At 69.6% G+C, this 11,867-nt stretch carries 10 protein-coding genes; 6 read left to right on the top strand and 4 right to left on the bottom strand.

Annotated elements, in window-relative coordinates:
* The first annotated feature begins 204 nt into the window (after window positions 1-204).
* The 5 genes from ACWDNU_RS43330 to ACWDNU_RS43310 all read left to right on the top strand — a co-directional run bounded on the left by ACWDNU_RS43330 (window position 205) and on the right by ACWDNU_RS43310 (window position 7,546).
* Window positions 205-1,713: a sensor histidine kinase gene (locus ACWDNU_RS43330; protein ID WP_449673135.1), complete on the top strand. Its 1,509-nt coding sequence runs from the start codon at window positions 205-207 to the stop codon at window positions 1,711-1,713.
* A 39-nt stretch (window positions 1,714-1,752) separates the two neighbouring features.
* Complete coding sequence (locus ACWDNU_RS43325; RefSeq protein WP_449673134.1) at window positions 1,753-3,564, top strand: glycosyltransferase family 39 protein; 1,812 nt, start codon at window positions 1,753-1,755, stop codon at window positions 3,562-3,564.
* A gap of 103 nt (window positions 3,565-3,667) precedes the next feature.
* Window positions 3,668-4,933, top strand: coding sequence for a glycosyltransferase (locus tag ACWDNU_RS43320; RefSeq protein WP_449673133.1), 1,266 nt, complete (start codon window positions 3,668-3,670; stop codon window positions 4,931-4,933).
* Window positions 4,930-6,756 (top strand): ArnT family glycosyltransferase, encoded by a 1,827-nt coding sequence (locus ACWDNU_RS43315; protein ID WP_449673132.1) that lies wholly within the window; start codon window positions 4,930-4,932, stop codon window positions 6,754-6,756. The genes ACWDNU_RS43320 and ACWDNU_RS43315 overlap by 4 nt, the downstream gene beginning before the upstream one ends.
* A gap of 88 nt (window positions 6,757-6,844) precedes the next feature.
* Complete coding sequence (locus ACWDNU_RS43310) at window positions 6,845-7,546, top strand: PP2C family protein-serine/threonine phosphatase (protein WP_449673131.1); 702 nt, start codon at window positions 6,845-6,847, stop codon at window positions 7,544-7,546.
* Window positions 7,547-7,552: 6 nt separating this feature from the next.
* On the opposite strand, the gene ACWDNU_RS43305 is transcribed toward ACWDNU_RS43310, so the two are convergent.
* From ACWDNU_RS43305 to ACWDNU_RS43290, 4 genes are all read right to left on the bottom strand, one after another.
* On the bottom strand, window positions 7,553-8,038 hold the full coding sequence (locus ACWDNU_RS43305; RefSeq protein WP_449673130.1) for a DUF2127 domain-containing protein: 486 nt from the start codon (window positions 8,036-8,038) through the stop codon (window positions 7,553-7,555).
* A 491-nt stretch (window positions 8,039-8,529) separates the two neighbouring features.
* Window positions 8,530-9,003, bottom strand: coding sequence for a hypothetical protein (locus ACWDNU_RS43300; protein WP_370935573.1), 474 nt, complete (start codon window positions 9,001-9,003; stop codon window positions 8,530-8,532).
* 100 nt (window positions 9,004-9,103) lie between these two features.
* Window positions 9,104-9,334, bottom strand: coding sequence for a zinc finger protein (locus ACWDNU_RS43295; RefSeq protein ID WP_449673129.1), 231 nt, complete (start codon window positions 9,332-9,334; stop codon window positions 9,104-9,106).
* A 668-nt stretch (window positions 9,335-10,002) separates the two neighbouring features.
* Window positions 10,003-10,629 carry a maleylpyruvate isomerase family mycothiol-dependent enzyme gene (locus tag ACWDNU_RS43290; RefSeq protein ID WP_370935571.1) on the bottom strand — a complete coding sequence of 209 codons (627 nt, stop codon included), beginning with the start codon at window positions 10,627-10,629 and terminating at the stop codon, window positions 10,003-10,005.
* 534 nt (window positions 10,630-11,163) lie between these two features.
* On the opposite strand from ACWDNU_RS43290, the gene ACWDNU_RS43285 reads away from it, so the two are divergent.
* Window positions 11,164-11,454, top strand: coding sequence for a hypothetical protein (locus tag ACWDNU_RS43285; protein ID WP_449673128.1), 291 nt, complete (start codon window positions 11,164-11,166; stop codon window positions 11,452-11,454).
* Window positions 11,455-11,867: the final 413 nt, after the last annotated feature.

Below are 11,867 nucleotides of genomic sequence, written 5' to 3'. Positions count from 1 at the left end.
TATCCTACGCCTCCCTGCGGTTCGGGGGTGCTTGTCAAGGCATCTTTCCCGCCTTGACAAGCACCCCCGAACCGTCAGCACACTCGGCTTCGGGGTGCCCCACGCAACCACCAGCGATGTCGCCGCCAGGCGACGAGCCGCCCGCACAGCCCACTCACAGCAACCACACATCGCCCCCACACCCGCAAACCGCACCCTCAGGTCATGCCCCTCCGCGCACGACTAGCCGCCCACCCGCGACGGCGATCCCTGCGCACGAAACTGACCGTCTCGGTAGTAATCCTCCTCTCCCTGGTCTGCCTGACCATCGGCGTAATCAGCGAATTCGCCCTGCGCGCCTTCCTCCTGACCCAAACCGACACCCAGCTCTCCGCAGCCACCGCCCGCGCCCTCGACTTCGCCACCCACCCAGGCCCACCCGGCAACGAACGCAACCCCCTAGACGCCCCAGGCCAAGGCGCAGGCACAGTCACCGCCCACTTCGACTCCGACGGCGAAGACGGCACCGGCGGCTGGCTCTCCCCCCACGGCCAACGCATCACCCTCACCCCGGACGAACTGACGGCCCTGCAAAACCCCCCAACAACCGGCCGCCCCTACACCCGCACCCTGGGCACCCTCGGCGATTACCGCCTGACCGCAATCCCCATCCCCGACGGCATAGTCATCACCGGCGTCCCCCTAGCCCCCATGCAACAGACGCTGCTGACCGTCGGCCTGATCCTCTTCGGCGTAGCCGCAGCCGGAGTAACGGGAGCAGCCTTCCTAGGCGCCTTCGCAGTCCGCCGAACCCTTCGCCCCCTGGAACGCGTAGCGGAGACCGCCTCCCGAGTCTCCGAACTCCCGCTGGACCGAGGCGACGTAGACCTGTCCGTCCGAGTCCCAGCCCAAGACACCGACCCTCGCACCGAAGTCGGCCAAGTAGGCGCAGCACTGAACCACATGCTGGGCCACATCTCCTCCGCCCTGGAAGCCCGCCACGCCAGCGAACTACGCGTCCGCAGATTCGTCGCGGACGCCAGCCACGAACTCCGCACCCCACTGGCCGCCATCCGCGGCTACGCCGAATTAGCCGGACGATCCGACAGCCACGCCCCGCCAGACGTAGCCCATTCGATGACCAGAATCGAATCCGAAGCCGACCGCATGACGGCCCTGGTCGAAGACCTCCTCCTGCTAGCCCGCCTGGACGCAGGCCGCCCGCTAGACGTCGCCGAAGTAGACCTGACCCGCCTGGTAGCGGACGCGGTCAGCGACGCCCACGTCGCCGGTCCACACCACGTCTGGCAACTCGCCCTACCGGACGAACCGATCCTCGTACTGGGCGATGTCCAACGCCTGCACCAAGTTCTGGCGAACCTGCTGGCGAACGCCCGCGTCCACACGCCACCCGGCAGCACCGTCATCACCGCCCTGACCCGATCCGCGGACGGCAGCGCCGTGGTGACGGTGACCGACGACGGCCCGGGCATCCCGCCCGAACTACAGCCAGCGGTATTCGAACGCTTCGCCCGCGGAGATTCGTCACGATCGCGAGCAGCCGGGTCAACCGGACTGGGCCTGGCGATCGTCTCGGCAGTACTGACCGCACACCACGGCACCATCGCGATGCGCAGCCGCCCAGGCCAGACGTCCTTCGCCGTCCGCCTGCCGATCGCAGTCCCGGCACAGCGAGCCCATGACCCCAGGTCCCACAGCGGGCACACAGGGTAGGCACATCCCGGCCCCAGGTCGCGCCGCGAGGCTGACCGCATGACCGCAGTCGCGACCCATCCAGCCGTCCCCGCCACGCCGGAACAGCGCGGCGAACCGAGGTGGGCGCGCCCGAGCCTCGTGCTGCTGCTCGTCGCGACCGCCGCGCTGTACCTGTGGGATCTGAGCGCATCCGGCTGGGCCAACGCGTTCTACTCCGCCGCCGCCCAAGCCGGATCGCAAAGCTGGAAGGCGCTGTTTTTCGGCTCCACCGACGCCGCCAACGGCATCACCGTGGACAAGACGCCCGCCGCGCTCTGGGTGATGAGCCTGTCCGCGCGGCTGTTCGGAGTGAACGCCTGGAGCATCCTGGTGCCGCAGGCACTGATGGGCGTCGGCTCCACGTGGCTGCTCTACGCGACCGTGCGACGTACTTCCGGTGCGGCGGCGGGGTTGCTAGCTGGCGCGGTGCTCACACTTACCCCGGCAGCGGCACTGATTTTCCGCTTCAACAACCCGGACGCGCTGCTCGTCCTGTTGCTGATCGCCGCTGCCTATTGCACCGTCCTGGCGATCGAGAAGGCCAGCCCTCGGTGGCTCGTTTTCGCGGGCGCAGCAGTCGGATTCGGCTTTCTCGCCAAGATGCTGCAAGCGTTTCTCGTCCTGCCCGCCTTCGCACTCGCCTACCTTGTCGCCGCGCCGATCACTCTAGGCAAACGCTTCCTGCACCTGCTCGCCGGACTCGCCGCCGTCGTGGTTTCGGCAGGCTGGTACCTCGCCGTCGTGGCAGTGTGGCCAGCCGCCGACCGGCCGTACATCGGCGGGTCCCAAAACAACAGCCTGCTCGAACTCACCTTGGGGTACAACGGTTTCGGCCGCATCACCGGGGACGAGACCGGCAGCGTCGGCGGAAGTCCGGGCGGCGGCTGGGGCAGCACCGGGCTGTTTCGGTTGTTCGGCAACGAAATGGCGGGCGGCATCGCGTGGCTGTTGCCTGCCGCGGTGCTCGGACTCGGCGCTGGCCTGTGGTTCACCCGTTACGCGCACCGCACCGACCGCAGCCGCGCTTCACTGCTGATCTGGGGCGGCTGGCTGATCGTGACCGCCACGGTATTCAGCTTCATGGGCGGGATCATCCATCCGTACTACACCGTCGCGCTCGCCCCGGCGATCGCCGCGCTCGTCGGGATCGCGGCCGTCCAGTTGTGGCGGATCCGCGGCAATCCAACCGCCGTAGGGCTTTTGAGCGGCGGTGTCGCACTGACGACAGTCACGGCCTATCTGTTGCTGGACAATTCGTGGCAACCCTGGCTCGCCCCGACAGTGCTCGTCCTCGGTCTTTTAGCCGCTATCGCACTGTTTTTCGCCCAGCACTTTGGTCGGATCGCCGCCATACTGGGCCTGGTAGTACTGCTCACGGGAACCGGCGCGTACACCATCGCCACCGCATCCACTCCGCACACCGGCGCGATCCCGTCCGCCGGACCGAATACGCGGCAGATGTTCGGCGGCGGCGGATTGCTCGGCACCACCTTGCCCGGCGCGAACCTGACAGCGCTGCTGCGGAACTCCGGCGAGCACCGATGGGCCGCCGCGACGGTCGGGTCCAACAACGCCGCCGGATACCAACTCGGCAGCGGGAAACCAGTCCTCGCGGTCGGCGGATTCAACGGCACCGACCCGTATCCGACGCTCGCGCAGTTCGAGCAGTACGTCCGCGAAGGCCAGATCCGCTACTTCCTCGGCGACGGCATGACGATGCGCGGCTCCAGCAGCGGAAGCGACGCCGCCGCCCGGATCGTCCAATGGGTGGCCGAGAACTACCAAATGACCACAGTGGACGGTGTGACCGTCTACGACCTGGCCGCCTGATTCCGTGCCGTGCGGCCAAGATCACCGGATCGGGCGTACGTCGCACAGCGCAAGCACAGGAACACCACAAGGTGGCCAAAGCCCCGCGGACAACGGTGAACGCATGAACGCCACCGCCCCCTCCCGCAGCGGCGCCCCGCGGCCCGGGACGACTCCGGTCGGCCTCGGCGGCCCGCATCCCGTGCTCGACGTCGTCATCCCGGTATACAACGAGGAAACCGACCTGGAGCCGTGCATCCGACGGCTCCAGGCGCATCTCGCCGAACGCGCCGGCTACCCGTACCGGATCACCGTCGCGGACAACGCGAGCACCGACAAAACCCTTGCGGTCGCCGAAGAACTGGCCCGCGAGTTCCCCGAGGTCGAGGTGCATCACCTCGACGAAAAGGGCCGCGGCCGCGCGCTGCAGGCGGTCTGGTCCGCCTCGGACGCCGCCGTGCTGGCCTACATGGACGTGGACCTGTCCACCGACCTCGCCGCGCTGGATCCGCTCGTCGCGCCGCTGTTGTCCGGACATTCGGACGTCGCCATCGGCAGCCGTCTCGCCCGCGGCGCCCGGGTGGTCCGCGGGCCGAAGCGCGAGTTCATCTCCCGCTGCTACAACCTGATCCTCCGCGGCACGCTGGCCGCCAGATTCTCCGACGCGCAATGCGGGTTCAAGGCGATCCGCGCCGACGTCGCCCGCGCACTGCTCCCCCACGTGCGCGACACCGGCTGGTTTTTCGACACCGAGCTGCTCGTGCTCGCCCAGCGCGCCGGACTGCGGATCCACGAGGTGCCGGTCGACTGGGTCGACGACCCGGACTCCTCCGTCGACCTCATCGCGACCGCCACCGCCGACCTCAAAGGCATCGCCAGGGTCACCCGCGCGACCTTCACCGGCGAGATTCCCGTGCACCGGCTGCGCGAACAGCTCGGCCGTGAACCGATCGGCGTGGAGGCCCCCGGAGTGTCCCCGAGCCTGGTGAAACAACTCGTGCGGTTCGCCGCGGTCGGCGTCGCCAGCACGGTCGCGTACCTGCTGCTTTTCCTGCTGCTGCGGACGATGGTCGGCGCGCAGGCGGCCAACTTCACCGCACTGCTCGTCACCGCGATCGCGAACACCGCGGTGAACCGGCGGGTGACCTTCGGCGTCCGCGGCCGGGCCGGCGCCGGACGGCATCAGTTCGAGGGGCTGATCGTGTTCGGCCTCGGACTGGCGCTGACCAGTGGTTCGCTCGCCTTGCTCAACCACACCACCCATCCCGGGCTCGTCCTGGAGACGACCGTGCTCGTGCTGGCGAACCTCGCCGCCACGGTGCTCCGTTTCCTGCTGCTGCGGGGCTGGGTCTTCAATCCGCGCCGTACCGCTACCGAGGAGTCGTCTTGAGCACTGTCCTGTCCGCCCGGCCTACCGCCCCGGACGCGCCGGATCGCGCGACGCCTCGCTGGATCCGTCCGTCGGTGTTCGGCCTCCTGGCGCTCACCGCAGTCCTGTACTTCTGGGACCTGACCGCTTCCGGGTTCGGCAACTCGTTCTACGCCGCCGCCGTGCAATCGGGCACGCAGAGCCTGAAGGCGTGGCTGTTCGGCTCGCTGGACGCCGGGAACGTGATCACTGTCGACAAACCGCCTGCCGCGTTGTGGGTGGGGACGGCTTTCGCACGCGTCTTCGGGTTCTCCAGCTTCACCGTGCTTGCCCCGCAGGCGCTCATGGGAGTCGGCTCGGTTGGCCTGCTTTACCTGACTGTTCGCCGGGTTTCCGGGCCGCTGCCGGGATTGCTGGCCGGTGCGATGCTCGCGCTGACGCCGGTCGCCGCGCTGATGTTCCGCTTCAACAACCCGGACGCGTTGCTCACGCTGCTGCTGATCGCCGGGGCGTACTGCACGGTGCGGGCGATCGAGAAGGCCAGGCCTCGGTGGCTCGTTTTCGCTGGCGTGGCAATTGGATTCGGGTTCCTGACGAAGATGATGCAGGCGTTCCTCGTGCTGCCCGCGTTCGCGCTGGCGTACCTGATCGCCGCGCCGACGGGGCTGGGGAAGCGGTTGCTGCACTTGGTTTACGCCGGGGTCGCGGTGGTTGTGTCGGCTGGGTGGTTCGTGGCGTTGGTGGAGTTGTGGCCGTCGGGGTCGCGTCCGTACATCGGCGGGTCGACCGGGGACAGCCTGCTGGAGCTGGCTTTGGGGTACAACGGGCTCGGGCGGATCTTCGGCGGGCAGGGCAACGGCGGCGGGATGGGCGGCGGTTTCGGCGGCGGCGGGAACAGCGCGTTCGGCGGCAGTTCGGGTCTCGGGCGGATGTTCGGCGCGAGTTTCGGCACCGAGGTCTCGTGGCTGCTGCCCGCCGCGCTGATCGGCTTGGTCGCCGGGTTGTGGTTCACCCGGCGGGCCGCGCGCACCGACCGGACCCGGGCGTCGCTGGTGGTCTGGGGCGGCTGGCTGCTCGTGACCGGGCTGGTGTTCAGTTTCATGAGCGGCACCGTGCACCCGTACTACGCGGTGCAGCTCGCGCCCGCGATCGCCGCGCTGGTCGCGATTTCCGGGCACTCACTGTGGTGCGGCCGGGCGCACACCGCGCCGCGGACGATGCTGGGCGGGATGATCGCGGCGACCGCGGTGTGGGACTTCATCCTGCTCGACCGCACGCCGGACTGGTTCCCGTTGCTGCGCTGGGCAATCGTGGTACTGGGGTTGCTCGTGAGCACCATCGTGGTGGTCGGGGTGCCGCGAGCGCGGACTGTTCTGATCGGTCTGGCGGCGGCGATTGTCCTGACACTCGGGGTCGGCACCGCCGGGTACGCGGTCGAGACGGTTTCCTTGCCGCACAGCGGTTCTATCCCTACTTCGGGTCCGCGTACCGGGGGCATGGGCTTCGGCGGCGGGATGGAAGAGGCCAGCGGCTCCGTCGGTCAACTGCTGGGCGGCACGACGACGAAATGGGCCGCCGCGACAACCGGGTCGCAGTCGGCGGCGAGCCTGGAGCTGGCGAGCGGCAAGTCGGTGATCGGCATCGGCGGATGGGACGGCAGCGATCCCGCTCCGACGCTGGAGGAGTTCAAGCAGTACGTCGCGGCGGGCGAAGTGGCGTACTACGTGGACGGCGGCCGAGGCGGCGGTCCTGGCGGCGGGTCGAACGACATCTCCGAGTGGGTGGCCGCGAACTTCACCGCGACCACTGTCGGTGGCGAAACTGTCTACCAGCTCACCCGGTGAGATCGCGGATCCTCAGCCTCCTCCCAGGAACGAGGCGCATTCTGGAAAGCACGGAGAGTCATCCGCAGGGAACGCCCGGGAGGTCACGATGGCCGGATATCCACGCTGGCACACCGCGAGCGAGCAGGGGCCGCGCGAGCGCAATGCCGACGCGGTGAGCGCCTACGCGGCCGCCGGGGCGCCTGGAATCACCTTCGCGCTCGCCGACGGCGTCGGGGACGACCCCGGCGCCGGACGGGCCGCCCGGGTCGCCGCCGCGGCCGCCGCGCGCACCCCCGTCGAATTCGGCCCGGTCAAAGCGATTCTGACCGCACAGCAGGCAGTTCACCGGCTGGGCGGCACCGGAGACGCCGTGCTGGTGGTGGCGATGCCGTTCGCCGGCGGATACCGGATCGCATGGGTGGGCGACGCGCGGGCGTACGCCTGGGACGGGTCGATGATCCACAAACTGACGCAGGACCACACGATGGCGGAGTACTTCCGGTCGCGGCACCAGCCATACTCGCCGCGGATGGAGCACCTGGTGACCACGAGCGTCCGCACGACGAAACCGGAGGAGATCGGCACGACGGAGACGTCGAGCGGCGGCCTCCTGCTCACCAGCGACGGCGTCCACAAGGTCCTGACGCCCGCCACGATCGACGAAATCCTGGCCGACCCGGCCCGCGGCGCGTCCGCGCTGGTAGCGACCGCCATTGCCCTGGGCGGCCGCGACAACGCGACGGCCCTGTTCGTGGAACCGACGGACGTGGCGACGTTGGTGACGGAAAGGTTTCCCGCTGCCGCCTGAGCGAGGTCAGGCGTGATCGCGTTTGAGGTTCCGGTACTCGCGATAGACGAGCACGATGATCACCGCGTCCAGCGCGGCGAAGAAGGGCAGCGCGATGGAGTGGGTTTCGAAGGCACGGTAAATCTCGTACACGACGAACGCGGCGAGCACGACCATCGCGACCGGATAGGCGCGCACCCACTTGCGCGCGAGCGCCCACACGAGGCCGAGCTTGAGCAACCCGTGCGCCAGCAGGTACGCGACGGCGAACGTCTTGGTCCCCCCGCCGGCAAAGTGCTCGGCGGCGGTTTCGAGATGCCGCGCGAGCGTGCCGGAGGGGTCGCCGAGCAGGTCGCGGGTGATGACCGCGTTCACGAACCCGGTGACGGCCGTCGCGGGGATGAACGCCAGGATCAGCGCCCCGATCAGCTGAAGGCCTCCGTCGAGGCCCTTCAGCGTAATCGCGATCCGGAACAGCCGCTCGGTGGAACGGGTGGAGGTCTCCTCGCTCATCGGTACAGGAAACCGGAAAATCCCGTGGGGCGCTGGGTTGACGGCCGGGTTTCGGACGGGTGATCCGGTTTGCGTGGCCTGTGGTTGGGGTCTAGGCGCGTGCTCGGGTTTAGGCGCGACGCTCCGGCCAGGTGCCCGGCGGCTCAGGTCTAGGCGCAGCGCTCCGGCTACGCACCCGGCGGCTCGGGTCTAGGCGCAGCGCTCCGGCCAGGTGCCCGGCGGCTCAGGTCTAGGCGCAGCGCTCCGGCTACGCACCCGGCGGCTCGGGCCAGCGATCGAGTTTGCCCGCTCTGCTGCTCGGTCTCGCCCGATCCTCCGGTTGGCGCGCCCCGCCGCCCAGATCTCGGCTCGGTGCTCCGTTCTTGCGCACCTGCCGCTCCGGTCTCGACCCGGTGCCCCGTCCTTGCGCACCCGTTCACTCAGGTCTGCGCGCGTTCCGGCCCACGGCCCACAACTCCCCCGCCCGGCCTGTTCCCGCTCCCTGGCCTCCGTCACTCACGGTGCATCGCGACACCGCCCTTGCTCAGGCATTCCGCGCACCGCTCGTACCTTTTCGTGTGGTCGTGCGGATCCTGCCCGAACACCGGAAAACACGCCGCTCCGCACAGTCCGAGATACACCGGCCCGCAGCGCAGCGGGCGGCGTCCGACCTGATGCGCCAGCCGTGTCGCGTTCGCGGGCGCACCCGCCTGGGGCAGCCAGCCGTGCGCGGGCAGGCTCGCCAGGACGGCCTCGTTCAGGTGATCGGCCCGTCGGATCAACGCCCGGCCGAGGTCGAGAAGCCGCTCGCCGAGGTCCCGCACCGCGTCCGGCCGCGGGGAACGTTCGTCGAGCGCCCGGGTCAGGAACGTGAGGTCGAGTGCCAGGGTGGCTTGCAGGTCGCGAATCCAGGTGACCAGTTCGGGTCCGGTGAGCCCCACTGCCGAACCGCGCTGCTCCGGGAGCCTGCTCCAGCGTCCGGTCATGCGTCGTTCCCCGCGAGTGCTGCGTCGCTCGCGCACCGGACGCCCACTGCGGTCGAATCCGCCCCAGCGACGCGTGCGCACAAGGCGGTCACCACACTGCTCACGCCAGGCACCGGGCCTCGTCCGAGCGGACCTGTCCTTCCTGGCGGAGCCATTCCTCCGAGCAGTCGGAACACGTCGGATCGAACCAGTGCCCGCCGAGCTGCGGCACATCGCGGCGGGCGACCGTGACTTCGGCCCCGCACAGTGCGGTGAACGTTTCCCCGGGTCTCGGCGCGAACGGCGCGTCCAGTGCGTGCCGTTTTCCTTCCGCCTGCTGCCACCTGAACACCGGACTCCTCCCCTTGTGGTGCTTGGAGTCCCATTTGGGATGTCGCCCGCGCGTAACGCAAGCCCCCGGTCCGGGTGATCATCGGATCCGGGATTTTCCTGCAGCCGCAAGCACTTTCGGCGCGCGACAGGAGGCTGAGCGCGGGTTACCGCCGGGTTAGCCGTCACCAACTGGTGACACCCCGGAGGGCGGACGCCGCCGCGGCCGGCACCCGTGCTGCCTGAGCGATGCGAGGCGCGGCGGCAGTCACGGGTGCCGCGAGGGGGAAAAGCGGCGGGCGTCCGGTCGGGCATCACCTCGCTTCCAGGAGTGCGGTCGCGGACATGACTGCTGTCGCCAAGCGCATACGCAACCCCCGCGCGAGGGTTGTCACACGACAGTGGTGCAAATAGTCAGCAAGCTGGGCCCGATCACGCCACGATGCCCGACCGATCAGGTCGCCCGAGGCGACGTCTGGGCAATGCTGCGTGAACAGCCAGCGTCCGGACAAGCTGGCCGCGCGCCGCGGGCATTGGCCAGCGTCAAGGCGGATCCCGCCACGATGGCGCGGCTGACCCGCACGCCGAAAGCAGCGTCCGAGCCATGCGGCATGGACACTCAGAGCCAGAGCGGAGTCACGGCGCAGCCGGGCAGCACACAGAGGGCCAACAATCCCGCACCAGGCCGGATCAAGCGACGACGGTGCGGCTGATCAGCACGTCGAGTCCTGGACCAGTCAAGTCGTCCGCCGCCGCGCGACGGCCTGCCAGTGCTAGCAGCAGCGCCTCCGCCGGGCCGCGGACCTCGATGCCTCTCCCGGACGTCCACTCCAGGTCGGTCGCGACCGCGCGCAACCCGGTCAGCCGGCGCGACACTCCGATCGGCGGCGCGCGCAGCGACAGTTCCAGCGCCCGGCGCAACCGCGCGGCCGGGATCGTCCGCGGCAGCCCGAGCGGGCGGCGGATGTCCTGCTGATGGATCAGTCCGTCGAGGAAGCCGACCATCCCGCCGAACTTGCCCAGGATCCGGCCCGGCTGCGGGTTCCGCCGCATGACGCCGATCAGTTCCTCCGGCGCGCGCACCCGGTACTCGGCGAGGCCGACCTCGTTCGACCGTTTCAGCGACAGCCCCGCGCGGACGAACCGCTGCGCCAGCTGCCGTCCGCCGAGTTCGTCGTAGCTGACGACGTGCGCGACGACCGAGCGCACGTTCCAGCCGGCACACAGCGTCGGCTCGTCCCACTGCTCGGGCGTGAGCGTCTCGAGGAAGTCCGCGAAGTCGGCGCGCTCCTCGCGAGCCAGCGTCCGTACGTCCATGCTCTCCCCTGTCTGCGCCGGACACTCACCGTAGCAGCGACCCGCCCGCGTTCGCTGGGTTGATCAGGACGGCGAACCCCAAAGTGGGCCTCGGCGCACATTCACCCGATCGGGTCGAATATGTGCGCATTGATAACGCGCGGAATAGTCCGGCAGATCGCGAATACCGGGCATCGGAACACCAGTCCGTGCGGCTTCGGCGAAGAATTTCGCGCCCCGGGTTAGCGCGATCGGCAGCGGGCATGCAAAGATAGCGTTGCCGCAGGCAGGAGGGGTTAAGAAGGTGGAATATTCCATTCCCCGGACGCCCGCCGCGGCCGCCGGAACCAGTTCCCCTCGGGGGCGGGCTGGGAACTGTGTTCCGGCACTTTTCCGGCGGACAAGAAAGGATCCACAATGACCGGTCCTGGCGCGGAAAATGCAGGCCAGGCATACCGTCGGACAGAAAAATCGGACACCGGCGGCGACAGACCGTATGCGGTCGCCGTGAGTCAACGCCCCGGCCGGGTGACCGTGACGTTTCACGAACCAGGCATGCCGCAACCGGCACCGGACGTACCGTCGCCGCGGCCGAGCACGCGCCCGGCGTATCCGTCGTGGAAGACCGCGCGGACGTCGGTCGAACTGGCCGCGCGGCAGCCGGACGGCGGGACTCAGCCGTGGCAGCTGATCGCGCTCCTGCTGACTCTGCTCGCCGGGGCGGCCGCGATCGTCTTCGCGACCGCCGGAGTCCTGGCCGGACTCGCCACCGCGGGCGGAGTGGCGCTCGTGCACGTCACCGGCGCGGTGCTCCGCAAGCGGCACACCGCGAACCGGGACGCCTGACCACCCTCGAAGCGGACGCCGGCGGCGGCTCACGGCCGCCCGCGTTCTGCGCTCCCGGTGCCCGGCCGGGCAGGGCCGGGCACCGGGAGACGAGGGTTGTTGTCCCGCGGAATGTTTCGAGAGTCGCGGCAGGTGCTGCTCAGCGCCCGGCCAGCGGCGGGGCGAAGGCGGGCGAAGGCACGGTCGATGCCGGAGATCGCCGCCGAATCGGCATAGCGCGGCCTCGACTGGGTTCAGCATCTTCGCTCGATCCGCTCTGTTCATCCGCACAGCGCAACCCCGCAGCCGCGGCCCGCCCGGCCCGAGGCCGCTTCGCAGTCGGCTCGGCTCGGCTCGGCTCGGCTCGGCTCGGCTCGGCTCGGCTCGGCTCGGCTCGGCTCGGCTCGGCTCGGCTCGGCTCGGCTCGGCTCGGC

The organism is Amycolatopsis sp. NPDC003676 (assembly GCF_053587275.1).
The sequence above is the reverse complement of the archived record's forward strand: the minus strand, read 5'-3'. Positions and strand labels throughout refer to the sequence as shown.